Source organism: Rhodococcus sp. IEGM 1379 (assembly GCF_030056815.1).
Lineage (GTDB): Bacteria > Actinomycetota > Actinomycetes > Mycobacteriales > Mycobacteriaceae > Rhodococcus_F.
Genome location: NZ_JASHKR010000029.1, coordinates 1 through 22,322 on the forward strand (window position 1 = coordinate 1; position 22,322 = coordinate 22,322).

Consider the following 22,322-nt stretch of genomic DNA (forward strand, 5'->3'; position numbering starts at 1 on the left):
GCGCCTGTATGGTGTTATCGGTTGTAGTTGTCCCTATTGGATTGGTGGACGTAGACAGACATGAAACTGTTCTTGGATATCCTGCTGGTCGTCACCAGCTTGCTCCTTATTCTGCTGGTGCTGCTGCATCGCGCTAAGGGTGGCGGTTTGTCGAGTCTGTTCGGTGGAGGTGTCCAATCCAGCCTGTCCGGATCGACAGTTGTCGAGAAGAACCTTGATCGGTTGACGGTCTTCACCGCCCTGATCTGGCTGATTTCGATCATCGGCATCGGCCTGGAGATCAAGTTCGCCTGATTTCTCTTCCGCATCACGTTTTTGCCACAGAACCCCGCCATCGAGCGGGGTTCTGTGTTTCGGCCGATAATTGAGCAATGACTGAATTTGCCGCCCAGCGCACAGACCATCCGCGTGAAACACCACGTGAAGCCACTGAGCCACTGCGCGAGGACATTCGGCTTCTCGGAGGAATTCTGGGGCAAATTGTTCGGGAACAAGCCGGTGATGCCGTCTTCGATCTCGTCGAGCGTGCCCGGGTGGAATCGTTCCGGGTTCGTCGCAGCGAAATTGACCGCGCAGAATTGGTATCACTGTTCGCAGGAATCAGCACCGATGATGCAATCCCGGTCATTCGAGCGTTCAGCCACTTTGCGTTGCTCGCCAATCTCGCCGAGGACATCCACCGTGAGCGTCGCCGCGCTATTCATATCAACGCCGGTGAGCCTCCGCGTGACAGCACTCTTGCCGCCACCTACACAAAGCTCGACGGTGCAGATATCGATTCGGCGACCGTCGAGAACGCATTGCGAGGGGCGCTGGTGTCACCAGTCATCACTGCTCATCCGACGGAGACCAGGCGCCGGACGGTGTTCGAGACCCAGTCCCGCATTACGGAGTTGATGCGCTTTCGTGAACGCACATCCCTGAGCGTCGACGAAACCGCGGACGTTGATTTGGATTTGCGTCGCCAGATCCTCACACTGTGGCAAACTGCGCTCATTCGTCTCTCGCGCCTGCGTATTCAGGATGAAATCGAAGTGGGCTTGCGCTACTACGACGCGGCCCTGTTCGAGGTCATTCCCAAGATCAATGCCGAAGTGCGCAAAGCACTTCGAGGTCGCTGGCCCGACGCCGATCTGTTGCGTGAACCGATACTGCGTCCCGGTTCCTGGATCGGCGGCGACCGTGACGGTAATCCGTATGTGACGGGGGAGATCGTCCAGCGCGCTACGACTCGGGCTGCGGCCACCGCGATCGAGCACCACCTGGCTGAACTCGAGCATCTCGAACGTGAACTGTCGATGTCGGCTCGGTTGGTGTCGGTGACACCGGAATTGGACCTCCTTGCATCGAAGTCGGGTGACGATTCCGCCTTCCGTGCTGATGAGCCCTACCGCCGCGCAATTCGTGGTATTCGGGGACGGCTCAGCGCCACCGGCATTTCCGTGTTGGGGGAGCTGCCCGCACATGGGTCCGACGACGGACTCGACGCGTACACCGAACCCGCGCAACTGCAACGCGACCTTTCGATCATCGATACGTCGCTGCGCCGCAACGGTGATGCGACCATCGCCGATGATCGACTCGAACGTCTGCGAGAAGCTTTGGAGGTGTTCGGGTTTCACCTCTCCGGATTGGATATGCGTCAGAACTCCGACGTTCACGAGAGTGTTGTCGCTGAAATGCTCGCGTGGTCGGGCGTTCATCCGGACTACACGTCGCTCTCCGAAGCGGAGCGTGTGGAACTGCTGTCCGCCGAACTCGCCACGAGGCGACCGCTCACTTCTCCGGACGCGGAGTTCTCCGAACTGACCACCAAGGAATTGGCGATCATGGCGGCTGGCGCCAACGCCGTGCGAGTTCTGGGAGCCGGCGCCGTTCCCAACTACATCATCAGCATGTGCACCTCCGTCAGTGACATGCTCGAGGCCGCGGTCCTGCTCAAAGAGGTGGGAGTGCTGGACCCCGGTGTCGGAGGCGATCCGTCATGCCCCATCGGCATCGTTCCGCTGTTCGAGACGATCGAGGACTTGCAGGGCGGCGCCGCGACATTGTTGGCCACGCTCGATATCCCGATCTACCGAGCCATCGTCACTTCGCGGGGTGAGAGTCAGGAAGTGATGCTCGGGTATTCCGACTCGAACAAGGACGGCGGATATCTCGCTGCCAACTGGGCGTTGTACCGCGCGGAACTCGATTTGGTAGAGGCCGCCCGAAAGAGCGGAATCCGGTTGCGGCTCTTCCACGGCCGCGGTGGAACCGTCGGCCGTGGCGGTGGACCCAGCTACGAGGCGATTCTCGCTCAGCCTCCCGGGGCTGTCGCCGGTTCGCTGCGCATCACCGAGCAAGGCGAGGTGATCGCAGCCAAGTACGCGGAACCTCGATTGGCGCATCGCAACCTCGAAACTCTGATCGCGGCGACTCTCGAATCGACCCTGCTCGATGTCGAAGGACTCGGCAGTGGCGCGGACGAAGCCTATGCGGTCCTCGATGAACTGGCTGCTTTGGCTCGTAGCGCGTACAGCGAATTAGTTCACGACACACCAGGATTTGTTCAGTACTTCGAGGCGTCGACGCCGGTCGCCGAGATCGGTGCGCTCAATATCGGAAGCCGGCCGGCCTCACGCAAGCAGACCGAGGCGATCTCCGACCTTCGTGCGATTCCGTGGGTGCTGTCTTGGAGCCAGTCTCGCGTCATGCTCCCCGGTTGGTACGGCACGGGTGCGGCTTTCGAGCGATGGATCGACAGCGATCCCAATCGCCTCGCGACGCTCGCTCGTTTGTACGAGCAGTGGCCGTTCTTCCGCACTGTGCTGTCCAACATGGCGATGGTGATGTCGAAATCCGATATGGGACTAGCTGCTCGGTACGCCGAGTTGGTTCCCGACGTCGAACTGCGTGATCGGGTCTTCGGAATGATCACCGAGGAGCACGAGCGCACCATTCGTATGTATAAGGCGATTACCGGATACGACGACCTGTTTGCCGACAATTCTGGTCTCGAACGTTCGGTTCACAATCGCTTCCCGTATCTGGAACCGCTCAATCACCTGCAGGTGGAGTTGATCAGGCGTTACCGATCTGGTGATGAGGGCGACCAGGTTCGGCGCGGTATTCAGTTGACGATGAACGGTTTGGCGACGGCGCTGCGTAACAGCGGGTAGGTCGGCTGGCGGGTGTTCAACCGACCCATGATTGTCGGCGCAGAGTGATGACGACACGACGGACAGCTTTGTCGATCCACCGGGTAATTTCACCGCTACCTCACCCGGATCTATCGGGATAGTTCGTTCGATTACTCATTGGTCCATTTCACAGTTGGACGCCCGTTCATGTGGTAGACATCACAACGCCTGGCGTAATCGGGAACGGCGGACGTTAGCGGTGAATCGGTCATCAAATCGTTCACCGCAGCGGGTTCCGCACTCCGTAACGCGCCGAGCCGCTGGCCATCGCGCCATGCGACGTACTTGTCTAGAGGAGGTCCGCCCGCAATGTCCCCTGCTCTGCTGAACAACCCTGCTCTGCTGAATACTCCTGCGCTGCCGAAAACCCCGGGGCCGCTCATGCTGGGAGGTAAACCCGCCTCCGCAGTTGTCCGCGACTTCGTCCCGCTGGCGGCCGAACTTGTGAATCACTTCTCCCGCGAGAGTCCGATGTTCAAGTCCTTCCACATGGAATCCGTGCAGGAGGACTTGGTTGCGGCGACCGAGCAGGGTCTGCAACTGACGATCCAGCTCATGGACCACAAGAAACTACCTACCGACGCCGACCTGGGCAGCATTCACACCCTGACTGTCCGTCAGGCACGTAAAGGGGTCCCGCTCGGTGCCATTCTCGCTCTGACCGACGAGGGCGTTACAGCTTTCCGCAACCTCATCCTCAGCCGCGCGGAGGCCGAGGATTCCGCGAATCTCAAGGAGCTCAACCACCTCCTGTTCGCACTCGCGCAGCGACTTCACTCGTTCGTGTCGGTTAGCTATCTGGCTGCGATGCCCACCGGTGTGGAGCTGGAGGAGTACTCGGTCGGCGCTCTCGTCAAAGCGATGCTGGACGGAAATGATCCCACTCAGCTCGCGTTGCAGATGGGCATCGAGCTCACACCCAGCTATCTCGTACTGCGGCTCCTTGTGAGCTTGCCGCGGCCGCGGCCGGGGGCCAAGGACGGTGCACACCACCGATTGCAGGCCTACCGCGGTTTGGCTGCAGTACAAGCCAAGATCGCCGCCCACTTCGGGGTGACTCTGTTGGAGGCTCCCGCACCGCAACGTGGGCTGGTGCTCATCGAGGGAACGCCCCACTGGGGATCGGTGTGTGAGGTAATCCGACAGGCGAAGGACGAGATCGGGGTGGAGATCACGGCTATCGGCGAGAACTCGGCTCTCGAGGACATCTCAGCCGCCGAGGCCACTACCCGCGAGTTGGCCCACCTCGTCCGGCGACTGAGGCTGCCGGCCCGTCCATACCGGATGGAGGACCTCGCGCTGGAGTATCAGCTGACTCGGAACGGCCCAGGCCGTGACAGCCTGATCAACCTGCTCAAGCCGCTCGACAGCAACCCGGAGTTGCTGCAGACGCTTTCGGTGCACCTGGCGAACGACCAGCACAGGCAGCGCACCGCGTCGGCGCTGGGACTGCACACGAACACCGTCGACAACCGCATCAAGCGCATCGCTCACCTGACCGGATTGGACCCGACTCTGCCCTCTGAGCTGCTCAAACTGCGTGCCGCAATGATCTCGCTGGCCTTCGCCAGCACCGATATGGACATTCGTCCAGCGAAATTGTGAAACCTCACATAGCTCACTAGTAACTATCCACTCTTGGCGCTTCGGCCCCACTTTCCCGCCCGGAAACGGGTTATAAAAGTGTGGTGCGAATCACCGCGCAAATCGGTAACAACAAAGGGGATCTACATGAACAACGGCCAGGCAAACGCAGTTCTCGGTGCTTTCCTCAACACCATCTTTCAGGTATTTAATGCTGGCAGCAGCAACACCGGTTCGGTAGACGGTGGCGGAGTCGGAATCTAGAGACGCGTTTCGGGGTCCTGCGCGAAATCCTTCGCGCAGGACCCTGCTCTAGCCCCCCAACTTGGGGGGTGGCCTTGCCACGGCCCCCGCTGAAACCAGGAGCAAACTTATGATTTCCTCACCAACTACAGGCGCATTGGCCGTCGTTATGAACACTGTCTTGCAGTTGTTCAACGCGGGTAGCAGCTTCCTGTACACCGATAATTCGGATCTCTTCGGCGGCGGTGGCGGCACCACCACGCCGCCCGCACCCTAATCGCTTCACCCGCTCGCATAACCCCGCCGCGGCGCAGACAGGAATTAACGTGAACTACGGTCAGTACCTCCAGGGAAGCCTGGCAATCGACTTCGGCTCTCTTTCCCGGGCACTCGGCTTCGGCAACGGCTCAGTGGTGTCGTTCGGCAGCGCCGGAAGTGTTCAATTCAGCAGTCTCGGCGGATCTTGACAATCACCGCCGTCCCACACGCTCACATGCGTATTTACTCGCGAAACAGAAAGCAGGTCACTCCGTGCCCACAATTCCGCTCACCGGTGACCCCGTTGTCATCAACATAATTGTCCAGCTCTTCAGCGCGGGAAGCAGTAACGCACTCGCTATGGGCGGCGTCGGCAGCAGCGGTCTCGGTAGCACCGGACTAGGCAGCTTCGACTCAGCGAGCCTGGGCAGCACTGCTTAGGAACCACACTCGAAAAGGGCCTGAATCCGGTATTGCACCGGGCTTAGGCCCTTTCGTGCTTCTGAAGGATATTGTTCGCTCACCGAGTGAAATCCTTCAGGACTAAATCGGCTGACGACCTACCTGTTGATCTTCCGTACCTGTGCGGCAGAGAGGGCCTTCGCCTGCAATGGTGCGGTGAAGGGCCCGTCGACCACCGGCCGCATTCCGGCGAACAGGATCTCCAGGTGACGCCGCCACGCTTCGGGTGCAACGGAATGCGATGTCTCACTGATGCCTCGCAGCGCCCAGAACAACATGGTGATGTCGGTGGGAGTGATATCGCTTCGGATGCGACCACACCGCTGGGCGCTAGTGAGGAGCTCGGCGGTGCGGGTGCGAAACTCTTCGAGAGCATCCGGTTCTGCATTCGAGTGATCCCACAACTGGGGCAGGCACGCCCACTGCACCGACTGGAGTTTGCCGGTTTCGAGCACCAGCGCTTCGAGGCCCGACCCGTCCTCTCGACCCGTCGCCTCGCGAGCTGCAGCAGCCAAACCCAGCCTCATCTCGCCGACCAATTCATCGATCAGAGCCTGCTTGCTGGGGAACCGTCGATACAACGTGCCGACGCCGACACCGGCAACGCGGGCAACTTCTTCAACAGCTGCGTCGAGGCCGGATGCGAAGAATACCTGAGCCGCGGCATCCAGGATCCGTCGGCGGTTTTCTGCCGCGTCCTTGCGGAGCGGTTTGTCCTCGCGGAGCGGTTTGTCACTGCGGAGCGGTTTGTCACTGCGGAGCGGTTTGTCACTCGTAGTCTTCTGTGTCGCCATGTCAGTTCGAAATAGTAGCGGTGCTCGTCGCGTCCGCGCGTTGCGCGTCATTCGGAATCGCGATGGGCGTGTGCTCCTTCGGAATGAGCAGTGCCGCGGCGGCACCGAGTGCGCTGGCGACGGACAGGATGGCAAACCCTGTGGTGTAACCGGATTCAGCGGGAAGTCCGTCCGGCAGTAGGTGCGCGGTTACGACGCTGGCCATCATTGCTGAACCTATCGCTCCACCGATTGTGCGAATGTTGGCGTTGGTGCCGCTGGCCGACCCCGTCTGATGTGAGGGAACTGCATGCACGATGATGCCTGACATCGAGGAGAAGGCGAGGCCGAAACCGGCGCCCATCAGCAGCATCGACAGCACAACCTGCCAGATCTCCGAGTGTGCGAACGCCAAGATCAACTGCGACGCACATGCGGCTACAGAACCGCCCACCAGTACTGCCTTCGCTCCGAAACGATGCGACAGGCCACCAGACCCGATACCGGAAAGAAGGAACGCCACGGAAAGGGGCAACACGATCAAACCGGATTCGGTGATCGATGAATTGAAACCGTAGCCGGCTTCCGATGTTCCTTGGAGGAAAGCCGGTACGAATGCGAATATCGAATACATTGCGATGCCGATCAGCAAGGCCGCCAGGTTCGTCGTCCACACTGCGGGGATGCGCATCATTGCCATGTCGATCAACGGACTGGCACTGCGTAATTCATTCTTCATCCAGAGCGCTGCAAGAACGGTAGCCACAACGAGCAGGCCGAGAACTGGACTCGACGCCCAACCCCACTTGGGAGCCTCACTGATTGCGACGAGCAATGCAATCAACCAGGACGAGAGCAGCACGGACGCAATCCAACTCACGCGCCCGGGAGTTCGTACGGGGGACTCGGGAATGATCAGGTGTGTCACGATTGCGGCGACACCGAGGGCGATAGCGGGAATCCAGAACAGCCAGTGCGCGTTGAGCGTGTCGACGATCGGACCACCCAATACCAGGCCTAGGCCGCCTCCGACGCCGATCAACGCAGATATGACACCCACCGCTCCGGTCACTTTGTGTCGGGGGAATTCGTCGCGAATGATCCCGAACGCCAAGGGGATGACGCCGCCTGCGATTCCTTGAATTGCTCGGGCCACGATCATGACGGTGATCGACGATGCCAATGCCCCCAGAATTGAACCGACGCAGGCGATGATCATTACTGCGGTCAGCACCTTCTTCTTGCCGATCATATCGCCGATCCGACCGAGGATCGGGGTGGCGACGGCCGCGGCGAGCAAGTAGGCCGTCAGGATCCAGGTGACGGTATTTCGATCAGTGTGTAGGTCTTGCTGTAGCAGTGGCAGTACCGGCGCGACCAGTGACTGCAACAACGAGTAGGACGTAATGGCAAGCGCGAGTACCAGATAGATGAGCTGGTAGGGAACGGCTGCATTTTTGTGCAGCGGCGTCTCGTTCATAGCGTTGCTCCTCTTGCGAAGCGGAATGGGAATTCCGCTTCTGGGAGATTAGCACGGTAAGCGGAATCATCATTCTGGTACTTGCGGCCGTTGCCACGTGTATCCGTTCGGTTCAGGACTGAGGCGACAGGGTGAGTACTGAACCGGACGGCAAGTAGGTTAGCCGTCAAAACCTCGAATCAGTTGCAGCAGTTGGGATCCAGGACAAGGCGGAGGGCTTCCAGGGCGTCGGGGCGCGCTCGGTAATAGACGTTCATTCCCCGTCTGTCGGCGATTACCATGCCGGCTCTTTTCAGCTGACCCAAATGGTGACTGACCGTCGATTCGCTCAGTCCGACGCTCTCGGCGAGGTCGCAGGTGCACACCTCGCCGTCGGAATGTGTCAGCAATATCGACATCAGCTTGATGCGTGCTGGGTCTGCGAGTGCCTTGAGTCGGACGGCCACCTGTAGTGCGGCGTCATCGGAGATCGGGCCGGCTGCGACGGGGGAGCAGCAGATCGGTGCGGTTGTGTCGATGACAGGCAGGGCCTTGGGCATGCGTCCATTGTGCTCTACCTTCTTGACATACGTCAAAAAGGTAGAGCATACTGAATGGGTAATTCGACATATGTCACACAGGTGGAGGTTTCCATGTCCCGCGTTCAACTTGCCCTCAATGTCGACGACCTTGATCAGGCCGTGACGTTCTACTCGAAACTGTTCAACACCGAGCCTGCGAAACTGAAGCCGGGCTACGCGAACTTCGCGATCGACGAGCCGTCACTCAAACTGGTCCTCCTCGAGAACCCCGGAACTGGCGGGACCATCAACCATCTGGGCGTCGAGGTGGAATCCAGCGAAACTGTGCACAGTGAGATCGCCCGGCTGACGGACGAAGGTCTGTTCACCGACGAGGAAATCGGCACGACCTGCTGCTTCGCGACGCAAGACAAGGTGTGGGTCACCGGACCGGCCGGGGAGAAGTGGGAGGTCTACACGGTCTTGGCCGACTCCGAGACCTTTGGTTCCAGTCCGGCGCATCTCGACGTCGTGGCTTCAGGTAGCGCGTGCTGCGTCACCACCGAAGGTGATGTGAGTGCTCCCACCGGTTCGTCCTGTTGTTGATCGGTTAGGCGGTTGCCTGTGCTCGGATAAGTTGCGCAACCGTCGACGACGAGATGCACAGAACGATCGCCGAGGCGCTCACCAGCCACAGGCCCCATCCAATTGACGGGACGACGGACATTCCGGCGATTTCGATTCCCCGTTGAAGGATGGTTGCGGCATTGGCCCCGGCGACGATCAATACCGCGACCCCGGCCAAGGGGCCTATCCAGTGATTCTTCACCTCAGGAGTGATGCCGCGGAAAAGGTGCGTGAGCAGAGCAATCGCCGCACAGATGCCGAGGACGAGGGTAATCGAGCCACATTCGTCAAGGCCGGTCCGGCTTGACGTGTGGTTCGTCATCCACGGCCCGACGCTTCCGAAGATGATGCCCGTACAGGCCCAAATCGAAACGATCAGATTCGGCCGAAAATTGCTGGGCATAGTCGATGGGAATTCCAGCGGAATCATGACGGCATACTGTTCGTACGGTCGATTCGGTGAGTACGTCACTCGGTGGACCATCCATTTCTTGCGCCGCTGTCGAGCTTCTCTCGAGCGTATTTCGGAGTCTAAAGTCCGCTCAGCTCGTTGTGACCATATTGGCAATATCCGCTCAGCTGCTTCGACATTCAGCGCAGAAGGCAGCCACAATTTTTGATTTGTCGAGTTGCGGTGTCATCGAGCAAAATTCAGTGCTTCTCGGATCCAAGCGCCGAATTCGATACCGGAACTCGTGCCGGTTCGATCAACTTCCAGCCAACCGTTGCTCATCGGCTTTCCCCGCATTTCGGCCCAATGTGCACCCTTGTGTGTCAGTAGTTCGTCGACGCGGTCCGGTTCGCATCGGACCATGAGGTTTCCGTGTGAGTTTGCGCTGACCGCCAACTGTCCGTCGACCATGAAACTCAGGCCACCGAACATCTTGACTTCACTGACGCCGGTCTCGTGCTCGAGGGCGTCGCGGATGCGTTCTGCGAGGGCTTTGTCGTATGCCACGGGGCTGCTCCTCGGTTGTGACGTAGTACATAGCCGCACTGTGCTGAGTCCAGACTAGACCGCCAGTTGAAGGAACGGCGTCAGGCAACTATTGATTTTGTGCAATTCGCTCCTCGTTTTCACTATTTCCGGCCAATTTTCGGCAATGACCTGCTTGCGTAGCAATGATTCTCGGATCCTGCGGCGCGTCCAGCGTCGGCGACATCCTGCGAATTCTCGGCGACCTTGCGATAGTAGTTCAGCCTGGATACCGGGATTGGGGCAGCTGACCCTACGGCAACTCGATCAGTGACCGCTACCGATCGACCGGTCGGTAGCCCCTGCGCCTGACAATGCTCTCGATGTGGACTTTGCTGGTGCGGGCGGCATTGGGAGGTGGCGGTACCGTCGGCAGCGATCCACTTCGGCCATGGCTCGAACCGCCACGACGTCGCTCGTATTGATGTAACTGCGAGGGATTCAACAACTTTGAGAAATTATCGTACGCTCGCCTGTAGTTCGCGGTGCGGCCGAGGTGGTGACATTCCCGCCGAACCTGGCGTTGCGACGGGTGATGAGAACCGGCTGACAACTGCTGGGTGTAGTTAGTGCTCGCGAATCCCGACAGTAGGTCGCAAGGTCGGGGCGAGTGACCATGAAATGGGCTCGAAGTCGCCGCCGTAGGTTCGAACCGTGCCGTCCAATGGTGGCGATTCGTGGGCATTTCAGACGAGTTTCACAAAATGATGGACGGATGTCCAAAATGCAGTTATTGTCTAGCATCGTCGGGCGAAGAGGTCATTGTGCCTCAATCTGACAATTGTCGGAACTTTGGAAAGGCCCTACATGCGGACCCTGCTCACGCTGGTCACTGCTGCTCTACTCGCTGCCGCCGCGCCCGCAGCGGCCGTTGCGCTGCCATTGCAGTCAACTGTCGACATTCCCGTAAACAGGTTCAGCATTGGTTTGATCGATGCGCCCGGCGGACAGCCGTATATCGTGGAGACCCCCAAGCCAGGAGATACGATCACCCGGCAGGCGCGGGTGACCAACAATGCCGGTTCAGCCCAAGACATTTCCGTGTACGCCGGTCCCGCCGATATGGACGACGGAAAGTTCAACGTGGAGAACGCGGGAGAAGTAAATGCACTCACCGCCTGGACCAGCGTTGACAAGCCCACTGTCCATCTGAATGACGGCCAGTTCGCGTATGTGACGGTCACCATCAAGGTTCCGTCCACTGCGCCGTCGGCAACCTTGTACGGGTCGATCTGGGCCGCGATTGGCAATTCCCGGGTGGGCGTGCGCATGGACGTGAAAGTTGGGGGCACCAACGGACCGGCGGCAAATTTCCTGATCACCGATCTCATTCCGCAGCGTCAGTCGGATGGCGCTGCCGTGGTTGCCGCCGCGGTGACCAACACCGGTAACCATTCCGTAGACATGACCGGCAGGCTGTATCTGACCGACGGACCGGGCGGCCAGTGGCTCGAGGCAGTGCTGGCTCAGCCGACCACCCTGGCAGCGGGGGCAAGCGGAACTGTGCTGTTCGTAATCCCGAACAGTGCATCGCTGCCCAACGGTCCGTGGAAGGCAGATGCTCGCTTGAAGAATGGGTATTTCGCCAATCAGTCCACAAAGAACATCACGTTTCCGAATGCTGAGTCGCCCGCTACAGGGTCGCTCGGATCACTCGGGTCCGGATCGCTCGGATCACTCGGGTCCGGATCGCTCGGATCGCTCGGGTTCGGTTCGTAACTTCGGCTCGACGCGGGCTTTCCGCGGCGTCCTCGATAGCTGTTCACGATTCGTTTTGTCGTGAAAATTTGCAAGGACTAGTTGCCCGCACATGGCCGCTCGGGTCGGCCGTAGGGGCGCGATTGAAGATCATGGCGACCCGAGCGCTCCACATCAGGCCTCCGGAGGTCTCCGGAATTGCCTAAGAGAAGAGGAAACATGCGTAAGACTCTCATCGCCGCGGCGGCCATTGCCGCCACCGCCGGCTTGCTGATCCCGGGCGCCGTCGCGAATGCTGCTACTGACAGCCAGGTTGTCGACTTCACCGTGACCGCGGCAACAGGTGGCGGCCTCTCGGTGACTATTGGCGGCCCGGTGAGCACGCTCGCGCTTCAATCGCTGGGTACGACGGCAAAGGGCGACCTGACCCTGTTCGGGATTGGAGACTCCCGCGGTGGCACGACTGGATGGAATGCTTCGCTCGCACTGGACGACTTCGTTAATGTGTCGAATTCAGCTATGAAGATCCCGGCCACCAACGCCACCTATACGCCGAATGCCGTGAACGGGCTGATCGGTGGAGGATCTGCCCCCATTGTGAGTACTCAGCTCAAGAACACCCCGACGGTTGTCATCACGCGCTCGAACCGCGGTCCGGGAGCGTGGTTGGAGGCGGCAACGGTGATGAATAACAATGCTCTGTCCGTCGAAATTCCGACGTCCGTCGCACTGGGACAGTACAAGGCCACGCTGACGCTGTCCGCAATCTAGTTTCAGGACTGCCTTGCCGGCGCAGCAGTAGTCGGCACAGGCAAGAATCAACTGTTCGGGGCGCCACGAGCGGCGCCCCGAACAGCTATGGAAGGTGATTTATGCGTGCACTACTCGCTCTGTTGGCCGCCACCGTTCTGATGATCGGCTCTCCCGCGGTGGCGCTTGCTGACCCAGGTCAGGGCGACGGCAGCGGTGCGTCATCGGGTTCGGTCACGATTTCCCTTCTCGACGTGGCTACCAGTCTCAAGGACGACCCGCGCGCAAATATCTACATCACCGACAATGTTCCTCCCGGGAACACGATCACGCATCAAGTCCGCGTCACCAACAACACCGGAGCGCCGGCCACCCTGGACGTGTACGCCGGCTCTGCCAAGATCGTCGACGGTGCATTCACTCCGGAGAATCGTGGCGTGGATTCGGAGTTGACCTCCTGGATTTCCCTCGACAAGTCGGAACTCCAACTCGATGACGGTCAGTCCCAAGACGTCACCGTCACCATCGCTGTGCCCGCCGACGCCCCCGAGGCGGAGCAATTCGGAGCTATCTGGGCGTCTACCCAGCCGGCGGCTGACAGCATCGATCAAGTCCAGGTTGTCTCCCGAGTCGGAGTCCGTGTTTACCTCTCTGTTGGCGAGGGGAACGGCCCGCCGTCGGATTTCTCCATCTCGAGCCTCACCCCGCAGCGTGATGCCGACGGCAACGCAACGGTGGTCGCTAACATCAAAAACACCGGTGGACGGGCAATCGATGTGTCCGGCACGCTGGACCTCGCCGACGGGCCGGGTGGCCTTACCGCAAACACGGTGAGCGCACGTACAACAACAATCGTGCCGGGCGATGGCGGCGAGGTTGTCTTCGCTCTGCCGAACAGCGCCGCCCTGCCTGCAGGGCCCTGGCAGGGAACAGTGAAATTGGAGAGCGGATTCAACAAGCATGAGTCGTCGCTAGAAGTTACCTTCCCGGACAAGGGAATTGGTGATTCGGTCAGTGAATCCAGCTCGATGTCCTTAGGTGCGATCCTCGGTGCGATTGCAGCACTTGTCTTGGTGATCGCCGCCGCATTCTTTGTGATCGGTCGCCGCCGTGCCGCAGCCGGAAGCCAGTCTGACCGCAGCGACAGTTCGCATGGGGCGGATCTGCCGTGATGCATTCCCAATCCGCACGCCGGTCCGCTTCATTGTTGGCTGGCCTCGTCGCCGCTGGGGCGCTGGTACTTGCCAGTGCCCCCGCGGTGGTGGCCGAGCCAACGTCGTCGACCACCTCTGCGACATCCACTCCGATCGAATCGGAATCGGATACGACAACCCCCAGTGCAACATCGGTGACAACAACGCCGAAGGCCACACGCACTCGCGTGCCGACGCCCGATTCCGATGAGCCCGCAACGAGCACCGACGAAGATCCCACGACCACAGTGTCGCCGACTACGAGCGCGACACTCGTCGAGTCCGTCGACAAGCATGAGGACGCCGGCGGACTCACAGTGTCGACGGGTCCGCTTGTGTTGAATGCGGCACCGAAGCCGGGAAGCGTCGTGAGCGGACAGATGACGGTCCAGGTGGAGGACACCCGGCCCCGGTCCACGGGGTGGAATGTCGATGTCAAGACCACGGACGCGCGCGGCAGCGGCGGCGGCAGTTTCACGCCCGGCCCTGATTCCTACTATCGCGCGTTCGACACCGCATGCAGTTCCTCGAATGGAACCATGCCGTTGACAGCGCAGACCACGACCGTGGCGACGTCGCAGCAGAGCTGCCCCGATGCGCGCTGGACATCGGACGTGGGAGTCGAAATTCCCGCCGATGTTGCACCGGACAACTACTCATTGACCATCACACACTCGGTGTACTGACCCGCAGTCGCCGCACCAGCAGGATCGGTTGCGGCGGCTTTCCCGGCGATGTCAGGCGGTCCGCCAGAAATCGGGCCGGGTGCCGTCGATATCGGTGAAACCGTATTCGATTCCTAGTTCGCCGGAGCTGATCGAGCGCTGGTTCCATCGGCCGCGTTCCGGATCTGCTGCGAGGGCAGCAACCGCTCGGCCCACAAACCGCGGGGATTCCGACCGCGCGAAATCGGGGGGAGCGGTTGGCCCTTCACGTTTCGGATCGAGGGCATGTCGCCAATTCGATTCTGCGACACCGAAGTTATCGAGCATCATCTCCGACCTCAACCATCCGGGCGTGAGAGCTACTGCGGTACCACCGAACAGTGCGAGTTCGTGCCCTTGCGAGTACGCGAGTCGGTTCACCGATACTTTTGCCAAGTCGTAAAACACGGATATGCGATAGTTCGACGCGTTGTATTCGGTAGTGCCGTCGGTCATTTCGAGCAGCAGGCCGCCCGGTCGGTCGATCATCAGCGGCAAGAGATGGTGCGACGTGATGATATGCGTGTCCAGGGCGAGGCGCAGGATCTGAAATCCTCTGTCCAGATCGTGCTCCCAGACCGGTGTATTCCACTCGTCGGGGCCGCCCTTGAGTAGTTCCGCACCCCAGATGTCGTTGACCAGGATGTCGATGTGGCCGAAATCGGCGCGTAATCGTTCCGCCAGGTGCGCCACCTGAGTGCTCTTGAGGTGATCGACAGCAATCGGGATTCCGATGCCGCCCAACTCGTCGACCAGCGTCGCAGTCTCTTCGATGGTTTCGCTACGGGGATAGTCGGACTGAAGTATGCCCGTGGAACTACTCCGACCGGTACAGATGACGCTCGCGCCGGCTTCCCCCAAAGCTGCGGCAATGCCGCGGCCCGCGCCTCGGGTTGCTCCGGCAACAACTGCTACGCGCCCGCGCAGGGCATCTGCATTCGGTGACCACGTCATCGGTTGATTCTTCTCGCAGTAGCCGTTTCGTTTCAAGGCCTCCTACCGTTCGAGGAACCGAAAGGGCCGACGGCGCGTCAAAGTTTGTGACTACTGAAAGAACGTGGACCGGGGGGAACATGAATCGTTGCGTGGGGCAGAGTGCCCACTGGAGAAATGGTGTTTCGTCTATGAGTTCGGTTGTATCGCGTCGAAACTCGGGGAGATTAGCGGCATTGCGATTGGCTGACATCTGCCGCGCCGCAGACGTTCCGCCGATCTGGGAGTCGCCCGAGGACGACTCCCAGTCGGTGTGAATCGAAGATCAGGACAACTGTGATGCAGCGTCCGAATCGAGGAACCAGCGAGTGGCGACCAAGCCGGTGGCACCGGCGCATGGCCAGTCGACAGCTGCGGCGCCGCCGACGGCGGCTGCAACAGCCTCGGCTTTTGCGGCGCCCGAGACCAACAGCCACACCTCTTTTGCGCGCTGGACAGCGGGCAACGTCAGGGTGATGCGAACCGGCGGGGGCTTGGGGGAGTCCGTGACCGCGACAACAAATCGAGATTCTTCGCGAACGGCGTCGGTATCGGGGAACAGTGAGTTGATGTGCCCTTCACCGCCCATCCCGAGGAGGTGAACGTCGAACGTCGGAACCTGATTTCCGTGTGCCTGCGCACCCAGCAATTGCTCGTATGCCGTTGCTGCGCCCTGCGGATCGCCCTCGTAGATGCCGTCTGACGCTGCCATCGGGTGCACACGTTCCGGATCGACCGCGACGTGATCGAGGAGAGCTTCCCGCGCCTGTACTTCATTGCGTTCGGGATCGCCGGCGGGAAGGAAACGCTCGTCGCCCCAGTACAGGTCGATCTGCGCCCAGTCGATGTCGCCGGAAGCTTTGCGCAACTTCTCGAGCAATGCGATGCCGGTGCCGCCGCCGGTCAAGACGATGGAAGCGAAGCCTCGAGCCTTCTGGGCGTCGACGATAGTTGCCACCAGTCGTGCTGCCGCCGCATCGACGAGCTGTCCTGCGTCCGAAAACTTCTCTACGACAACATCACTCATAGGTAACCTTCTCCAAACCGGCCAAAGCCTCTTCGTAGATTTCGTCGGGATCGAGTCGGCGCAATTCCTCAGCCAGGCAATCGCGGGTTTCGCGGCGACCCAGCGAGACAAGCGCATCCGGCTGACCTGTGCGGATCAAGGTTGCCGTGGTGCCTTCCTGGGGCCTGCTGATGGAGATACTGCGGGTTTCGAGTTTCATCTCGACACACAGCTCGCCCGTGCGGCGGTACACCGGACCGTCGATCTTGGCAGCCAACCAACCGGCCAAGATATCCAGTGCCGGTTCGGTTTTCAGGCCGGAGACCACTGCCGAGACGATCTTCTCGTGCGGCGGTTGATCGAGCGCCGACGCCAGAAGTGCACGCCAGTACGTCACGCGACTCCACGCCAGGTCGGTATCCCCCGCGGTGTACGACGCGAGTCGAGCCTTGATGGTGGCGGTGGGATCGGGTGCGCCCGTGGCGTCGGTGATACGACGGATCGCAAGCTTGCCCACCGGATCCTTGGCCGGAATCTCGGGAGCCTCGAGAGGCCACCAAGCCACGACCGGTGTGTCGGGGAGCAGGAACGGGATGACAACGCTGCTCTCGTGATCCGCCAGGGGACCGTAGAGGCGCAACACCACAACCTCCGAGGCACCGGCGTCGCCGCCGACTCGGATCTGAGCGTCGAGACGAGGTTCACTTTGCTCGTCGCCGCGCAGAAGCACGATGACGCGGCACGGGTGCTCGCGGCTTGCTTCGTTGGCGGCTTCGATTGCTTCTTCGGCGTTGCCGGTGTCGCGGGTGCAGACGACAAGTGTCAACACACGACCCAACGTGACCGCGCCGCCGGTTTTACGCAGCTCGACCAGTTTCTTGCTGACCTGAACCGTTGTGGTGGAAGGCAAATCGAGAATCACTAGGGCCGTCTCCATTCGCGTCCGGTGCGGTTCATCATCTCGTCGGCTGAGGGTGGTCCCCACGTGCCGGCCTCGTAGGGTTCCGGCTTGCCGCCGGCTGCCCAATGTTCGAGGACGGGATCGAGGATCTCCCAAGACAATTCGACTTCGGCGTTCACCGGGAACAGTGACGGCTCGCCGAGGAGGACATCGAGGATGAGACGCTCGTACGCCTCCGGCGAGGACTCGGTGAAGGCCTGGCCGTAGGAGAAGTCCATGTTGACGTCGCGGACTTCCATGCTCGATCCCGGAACCTTGGAACCGAATCGCATGGTGACGCCCTCGTCGGGCTGCACGCGGATGACCAGTGCGTTCTGACCGAGATCCTCGGTCATGGTCTTGTCGAACGGTAGGTGCGGCGCACGCTTGAATACGACCGCGATCTCCGTAACACGCCGCCCCAAACGCTTGCCGGTGCGCAGGTAGAACGGAACACCTGCCCAGCGGCGGGTATCCACTTCGAGGGTGATGGCCGCAAACGTCTCCGTGGTGGAATCTGCTGCGAATCCGTCCTCGTCGAGGAGTCCGATGACGGGCAGACCACCCTGCCATCCGCCCGCGTACTGACCGCGGGCAGTGGTCTCGTCGAGTGGCTCGGCGAGACGGGTGGCGGAGAGGACCTTGATCTTCTCGGCCTGGAGGTTGAGCGGCTCGAAACTGATCGGCTCTTCCATCGCGGTGAACGCCAACAGTTGAAGCAGATGGTTCTGGATGACGTCGCGAGCTGCACCGATGCCGTCGTAGTAACCCGCGCGGCCGCCGAGACCGATGTCCTCGGCCATGGTGATTTGCACGTGGTCGACGTAGTGCGCGTTCCAGATCGGATCGAACAACTGGTTTGCGAAACGCAGAGCCAGGATGTTCTGAACCGTTTCCTTGCCGAGGTAGTGGTCGATCCGGAAGACCGTGTCCTCGGGGAACACCTTGTTGACGACTGCGTTCAGTTCACGAGCACTCTCGAGATCGTGACCGAACGGCTTCTCGATGACTACGCGTCGCCACTGACCCTCTTCGGCCTGGGCGAGCCCGGATGCCGACAACTGCTCGAGAACCTGAGGGAAGTCGTCCGGAGGAATCGCCAGGTAGAAGCCGTGATTGCCGCCGATGCCACGCTCGGAATCGAGCGTCGCCAACGTGTTAGTGAGGTTCGTGAAACCTTCGGCGTCGTCGAAGTTGCCCTTGACGAAACGGATGCCGTCGGCCAGACGCTCCCACACACTTTGACGGAACTTGGTGCGTGCACCGTCCTTGACTGCGTCCAGGACTACCTGGGCGAAGTCTTCGTCAGTCCAGTCACGCCGGGCGAACCCGACCAGAGCGAATCCGGGCGGCAGCAGTCCTCTGTTGGCAAGGTCGTAGATTGCCGGCATCAGCTTGCGTCTGGCCAAGTCGCCGGTGACCCCGAAAATCACCAGGGCGCAAGGCCCGGCGATATGCGGAAGACGTTTGTCCGTGCTGTCCCTGAGGGGATTGACCCAATCTGCTGCCGCCGCGGAATCGCTCACTGGCTCAGCTCTTCTGGGTTGCTACGCGGAGCTGCTCGGCCGTGGCCTCGAGCAGTTCGTTCCAGGACACCTCGAACTTGTCGACGCCCTCGGTCTCGAGAACGTTGAACACGTCCGTGAGATCGATGCCGACGGCTACAAGCTGATCGAAGATCGCCTGAGAAGCCGCTGCCGTGCCGGAGATGGTGTCGCCCGTGACGTCGCCGTGGTCGGCGAGCGCGTCGAGCGTCTTCTCCGGCATGGTGTTGACCGTGTTGGGTGCAACCAGTTCCGTGACGTAGAGCGTGTCCGGGTAGGCAGTGTTCTTGACGCCGGTGGACGCCCACAGCGGACGCTGCGCCTTGGCGCCGTCAGCGAGGAGAGCCTGGAATCGCGGCTGAACCTCGAAAACCTGCTGGTACGCGTTGTACGCCAGACGAGCGTTGGCCAGAGCAGCCTTGCCGCGAAGCTCGAGAGCTTCCGGCGTGCCGATGGCGTTCAGGCGGTTGTCGATCTCGGAATCCACGCGGGAGACGAAGAACGACGCGACGGACTCGATGGACGAGATATCGCGCCCGGCAGCCTTGGCTGTCTCCAGACCGTCGAGGTACGCACCCATGACGGCTTCGTAACGCTCGACCGAGAAGATCAACGTGACGTTGACGCTGATGCCCTCACCGATCACCTTGGCGATGGCGGGAATGCCGGCCAGCGTCGCGGGAATCTTGATGAGAACGTTCGGACGATCCACGATCTTGTGCAGTTCGATGGCCTGCGCAACAGTCGCATCGGTGTCGTGAGCCAGGCGAGGATCGACCTCGATGGACACGCGACCGTCGACGCCGTTGGAGGCCTCGAACTGCGGTGCCAGGATGTCGCACGCTGCGCGGACGTCGTCGGTGGTGACTGCCGTAATGGTGGCGTCGACATCGGCGCCGCTCTGGGCGAGTTCACGAACCTGCGCGTCGTAATCCGAGCCCTTGGAGAGTGCGGCCTGGAAGATCGACGGGTTGGTGGTGACACCCACAATCGACTTGGTGTCGATGAGGTTCTGCAGGTTTCCGGACTGGATGCGATCTCGCGAAAGATCATCCAGCCAGATGGAAACGCCTGCAGCGGAGAGCTTTTCGGTGTTCACATTCTGTGTCATCGAGATCATCCCTTCACAGCTGCGAGGGAGCGCTGCGCGGCCGCGACAGTCGCGTCGGCAGTGATGCCGAACTCCCGGTACAAGGTCTTGTAATCGGCGGAAGCGCCGTAATGCTCGATCGAGACGGCCTGGCCGGCGTCGCCGAGAATGCGCCACCACGGCATCGCGATGCCGGCTTCGACGGACACGCGTGCACGGACGGCCGGCGGAATGACCTCGTCGCGGTACGCCTGATCCTGCTCGAGGAACCAGTCGAGGCAAGGAACAGAGACGACGCGCGTGGCGACGCCCTGAGCTTCGAGGGTCTCACGAGCCTCGGTAGCGAGGTGCAGCTCGGAACCGGTGGCCAGCAAGATGACCTCGGGTGCACCGTTGGCGGCATCGGTCAGCACGTAGGCGCCGCGCTTGACGCCGGCGGCTGCCTTCTCCTTGGTGCCTTCGAGAACCGGGACATCCTGGCGGGTGAGGGCCAGAGCCGTCGGGCCGGTCTTGTGCTCGAGCGCTGCCTGCCAGGCGAACGAGGTCTCGTTGGCGTCACCCGGACGAACGACGGAGAGGTTCGGGATGGCGCGCAGAGCAGCGAGGTGCTCGATCGGCTGATGCGTCGGGCCGTCTTCGCCCAGACCGATGGAGTCGTGGGTCCAGACGTACGTGACCGGCGTCTTCATCAATGCAGCCAGGCGAACGGCCGGACGCATGTAGTCGGAGAACACCATGAACGTTCCGCCGTACGGGCGGGTGGGGCCGTGGAGTGCGATGCCGTTGAGGATCGAGCCCATTGCATGCTCACGGATACCGAAGTGGAGCGTGCGGCCGTAAGGCTTCGCGTTCCAGTCGTTGGTGGAGATGGAGTAGGGACCGAACGAATCGGCGCCCTTGATGGTGGTGTTGTTGCTGCCCGCGAGGTCAGCGGAACCGCCCCACAGCTCCGGCAGGATCGGGCCCAGTGCGTTGAGCGCGGATCCGGAAGCCTTACGGGTGGCAACACCCTTGGCGTCGGGCTCGTAGGTCGGGAGAGCGTCAGCCCAGCCAGCCGGGAACTCGCCGGCGTGGAGACGATCGAAGAGTGCCTTGGCCTCGGACTCACGCGCTGCCCAGGCGTCGAACTCGACCTGCCAGCTCTTGTGTGCGTCGGCGCCGCGGGCGACGACCCCACGGGCATGAGCCAGAGCGTCAGCGTCGACGTCGAACGACTTGGCCGGATCGAAGCCGAGAGCTTCCTTGACTGCCGCAACTTCTTCGGCGCCGAGAGCGGAACCGTGAACGTCACCGGTGTTCATCTTCTTCGGTGCCGGGAAACCGATGATGGTGCGCAGCAAAATGATCGACGGACGATCGACGACGGCCTTGGCCGCAGCAACTGCGTCGAGGATGCCGGAGACGTTCTCGCCGCCCTCGACATGCTGAACGTGCCAGCCGTACGCCTCGTAGCGCTTGCCGACATCTTCGCCGAGAGCAATGGCGGTGTCGTGCTCGATGGAGATCCTGTTGTCGTCGTAGAAGACGATCAGGTTGCCCAGTTCCTGGACACCCGCCAGCGACGACGCTTCGGACGTGACACCTTCTTCGATGTCACCGTCCGACGCGATCACGTAGATGTGATGGTCGAAAGGCGAGGCGCCGACCGGGGTCTCCGGATCGAACAGTCCACGCTCGCGGCGTGAAGCCATAGCCATGCCCACAGCGGACGCGAGGCCCTGGCCCAGCGGACCCGTCGTCATCTCGACGCCGACGGTGTGACCGAACTCCGGGTGGCCCGGAGTGAGAGCGCCCCACGTGCGGAGAGCTTCGAGGTCTGCCAGTTCGAGGCCGTAGCCCGACAGGTAGAGCTGCGTGTACAGCGTCAGAGACGAGTGACCGCAGGAGAGGATGAAGCGGTCGCGCCCGACCCACTCTGCATCCGACGGGTCGTGGCGCATGACGCGCTGAAACAGGGTGTAAGCCAACGGCGCCAGGCTCATTGCGGTTCCGGGATGGCCGTTGCCGACCTTCTGAACCGCGTCAGCGGCGAGCACGCGGGCGGTATCGACAGCCTTGGTGTCCAGGTCGGTCCAGTCCGAAGGATGGACTGGTTGCGTGAGGACGTGGATCTCGTCTGTGATCGACACTGGCAGATGTCTCCTGACATTGTGTACGTGGATTGCGAGGGGTGAGGTGTCCCTCCACTGCGTCACCTAGCCTAATGGTCCCAGCTGTCCGGGTCGATTCGGTTCCTCGATGCCTGCGGTCTACCATCGTGCGTAGTAGAAAATCCGAGAGTCCATCAGAAGTGTCAGCAGTGTGTCGTGAAGAGATAGTGCGGTAACGCGTGGTGCAAGG

Annotated in this window: 23 protein-coding genes; 12 read left to right on the forward strand and 11 right to left on the reverse strand. The window is 61.1% G+C overall.

Annotation, left to right across the window (positions count from 1 at the left end; all coding sequences use genetic code 11):
• Positions 1 to 60: 60 nt before the first annotated feature.
• From secG to QM600_RS16830, 6 genes are all read left to right on the forward strand, one after another.
• Entirely contained in the window at positions 61 to 294 is a 234-nt protein-coding gene (gene secG / locus QM600_RS16805; RefSeq protein WP_094272797.1) for a preprotein translocase subunit SecG, read from the forward strand.
• Between the two features lie 77 nt (positions 295 to 371).
• On the forward strand, positions 372 to 3,161 hold the full coding sequence (gene ppc, locus QM600_RS16810; protein WP_283262635.1) for a phosphoenolpyruvate carboxylase: 2,790 nt from the start codon (positions 372 to 374) through the stop codon (positions 3,159 to 3,161).
• Between the two features lie 330 nt (positions 3,162 to 3,491).
• Positions 3,492 to 4,787: a PucR family transcriptional regulator gene (locus tag QM600_RS16815; protein ID WP_283262636.1), complete on the forward strand. Its 1,296-nt coding sequence runs from the start codon at positions 3,492 to 3,494 to the stop codon at positions 4,785 to 4,787.
• A gap of 352 nt (positions 4,788 to 5,139) precedes the next feature.
• Entirely contained in the window at positions 5,140 to 5,286 is a 147-nt protein-coding gene (locus QM600_RS16820) for a hypothetical protein (protein ID WP_283262637.1), read from the forward strand.
• Positions 5,287 to 5,335: 49 nt separating this feature from the next.
• On the forward strand, positions 5,336 to 5,476 hold the full coding sequence (locus QM600_RS16825) for a hypothetical protein (protein WP_283262638.1): 141 nt from the start codon (positions 5,336 to 5,338) through the stop codon (positions 5,474 to 5,476).
• A 64-nt stretch (positions 5,477 to 5,540) separates the two neighbouring features.
• Complete coding sequence (locus QM600_RS16830; RefSeq protein ID WP_283262639.1) at positions 5,541 to 5,708, forward strand: hypothetical protein; 168 nt, start codon at positions 5,541 to 5,543, stop codon at positions 5,706 to 5,708.
• Positions 5,709 to 5,827: 119 nt separating this feature from the next.
• Here the strand turns inward: QM600_RS16830 and QM600_RS16835 are convergent, their stop codons facing one another.
• The 3 genes from QM600_RS16835 to QM600_RS16845 all read right to left on the reverse strand — a co-directional run bounded on the left by QM600_RS16835 (position 5,828) and on the right by QM600_RS16845 (position 8,521).
• A complete protein-coding gene (locus tag QM600_RS16835) occupies positions 5,828 to 6,523 on the reverse strand; it encodes a TetR/AcrR family transcriptional regulator (protein ID WP_283262640.1) in 696 nt (231 codons plus the stop codon).
• A 1-nt stretch (position 6,524) separates the two neighbouring features.
• Complete coding sequence (locus QM600_RS16840; RefSeq protein ID WP_283262641.1) at positions 6,525 to 7,982, reverse strand: MFS transporter; 1,458 nt, start codon at positions 7,980 to 7,982, stop codon at positions 6,525 to 6,527.
• Positions 7,983 to 8,161: 179 nt separating this feature from the next.
• Positions 8,162 to 8,521 carry an Rv2640c family ArsR-like transcriptional regulator gene (locus QM600_RS16845; RefSeq protein ID WP_283262642.1) on the reverse strand — a complete coding sequence of 120 codons (360 nt, stop codon included), beginning with the start codon at positions 8,519 to 8,521 and terminating at the stop codon, positions 8,162 to 8,164.
• Between the two features lie 93 nt (positions 8,522 to 8,614).
• Between QM600_RS16845 and QM600_RS16850 the strand changes: the two genes are divergently transcribed.
• The gene (locus QM600_RS16850) at positions 8,615 to 9,088 is read left to right on the forward strand and encodes an ArsI/CadI family heavy metal resistance metalloenzyme (RefSeq protein WP_283262643.1); all 474 of its coding nucleotides are present in this window, start codon (positions 8,615 to 8,617) and stop codon (positions 9,086 to 9,088) included.
• A gap of 4 nt (positions 9,089 to 9,092) precedes the next feature.
• Here the strand turns inward: QM600_RS16850 and QM600_RS16855 are convergent, their stop codons facing one another.
• Entirely contained in the window at positions 9,093 to 9,539 is a 447-nt protein-coding gene (locus QM600_RS16855; RefSeq protein ID WP_283262644.1) for a hypothetical protein, read from the reverse strand.
• 207 nt (positions 9,540 to 9,746) lie between these two features.
• The gene (locus tag QM600_RS16860; protein ID WP_283262645.1) at positions 9,747 to 10,067 is read right to left on the reverse strand and encodes a TfoX/Sxy family protein; all 321 of its coding nucleotides are present in this window, start codon (positions 10,065 to 10,067) and stop codon (positions 9,747 to 9,749) included.
• A gap of 825 nt (positions 10,068 to 10,892) precedes the next feature.
• On the opposite strand from QM600_RS16860, the gene QM600_RS16865 reads away from it, so the two are divergent.
• From QM600_RS16865 to QM600_RS16880, 4 genes are all read left to right on the forward strand, one after another.
• Entirely contained in the window at positions 10,893 to 11,804 is a 912-nt protein-coding gene (locus QM600_RS16865; RefSeq protein ID WP_283262646.1) for a hypothetical protein, read from the forward strand.
• Between the two features lie 198 nt (positions 11,805 to 12,002).
• Positions 12,003 to 12,554 carry a hypothetical protein gene (locus QM600_RS16870; RefSeq protein WP_283262647.1) on the forward strand — a complete coding sequence of 184 codons (552 nt, stop codon included), beginning with the start codon at positions 12,003 to 12,005 and terminating at the stop codon, positions 12,552 to 12,554.
• A 101-nt stretch (positions 12,555 to 12,655) separates the two neighbouring features.
• Positions 12,656 to 13,705 (forward strand): COG1470 family protein, encoded by a 1,050-nt coding sequence (locus QM600_RS16875; RefSeq protein ID WP_283262648.1) that lies wholly within the window; start codon positions 12,656 to 12,658, stop codon positions 13,703 to 13,705.
• A complete protein-coding gene (locus QM600_RS16880) occupies positions 13,705 to 14,412 on the forward strand; it encodes a hypothetical protein (protein WP_283262649.1) in 708 nt (235 codons plus the stop codon). The genes QM600_RS16875 and QM600_RS16880 overlap by 1 nt, the downstream gene beginning before the upstream one ends.
• A gap of 51 nt (positions 14,413 to 14,463) precedes the next feature.
• Here the strand turns inward: QM600_RS16880 and QM600_RS16885 are convergent, their stop codons facing one another.
• Positions 14,464 to 15,384, reverse strand: a complete 921-nt coding sequence (locus tag QM600_RS16885; RefSeq protein ID WP_283262650.1) for an SDR family oxidoreductase — start codon at positions 15,382 to 15,384, stop codon at positions 14,464 to 14,466.
• A 170-nt stretch (positions 15,385 to 15,554) separates the two neighbouring features.
• On the opposite strand from QM600_RS16885, the gene QM600_RS16890 reads away from it, so the two are divergent.
• Positions 15,555 to 15,680 (forward strand): hypothetical protein, encoded by a 126-nt coding sequence (locus QM600_RS16890; RefSeq protein WP_283262651.1) that lies wholly within the window; start codon positions 15,555 to 15,557, stop codon positions 15,678 to 15,680.
• Positions 15,681 to 15,688: 8 nt separating this feature from the next.
• Here the strand turns inward: QM600_RS16890 and pgl are convergent, their stop codons facing one another.
• The 5 genes from pgl to tkt are packed head-to-tail and all read right to left on the reverse strand — an operon-like array spanning position 15,689 to position 22,111.
• Entirely contained in the window at positions 15,689 to 16,429 is a 741-nt protein-coding gene (pgl, locus tag QM600_RS16895; RefSeq protein WP_283262652.1) for a 6-phosphogluconolactonase, read from the reverse strand.
• The gene (gene opcA, locus QM600_RS16900; RefSeq protein WP_243621809.1) at positions 16,422 to 17,330 is read right to left on the reverse strand and encodes a glucose-6-phosphate dehydrogenase assembly protein OpcA; all 909 of its coding nucleotides are present in this window, start codon (positions 17,328 to 17,330) and stop codon (positions 16,422 to 16,424) included. The genes pgl and opcA overlap by 8 nt, the downstream gene beginning before the upstream one ends.
• Positions 17,330 to 18,874 carry a glucose-6-phosphate dehydrogenase gene (gene zwf / locus QM600_RS16905; RefSeq protein WP_283262653.1) on the reverse strand — a complete coding sequence of 515 codons (1,545 nt, stop codon included), beginning with the start codon at positions 18,872 to 18,874 and terminating at the stop codon, positions 17,330 to 17,332. The genes opcA and zwf overlap by 1 nt, the downstream gene beginning before the upstream one ends.
• Before the next feature lie 4 nt (positions 18,875 to 18,878).
• A complete protein-coding gene (tal, locus tag QM600_RS16910) occupies positions 18,879 to 20,003 on the reverse strand; it encodes a transaldolase (RefSeq protein WP_283262654.1) in 1,125 nt (374 codons plus the stop codon).
• Positions 20,004 to 20,008: 5 nt separating this feature from the next.
• Entirely contained in the window at positions 20,009 to 22,111 is a 2,103-nt protein-coding gene (gene tkt / locus QM600_RS16915; RefSeq protein ID WP_283262655.1) for a transketolase, read from the reverse strand.
• Positions 22,112 to 22,322 lie beyond the last annotated feature (211 nt).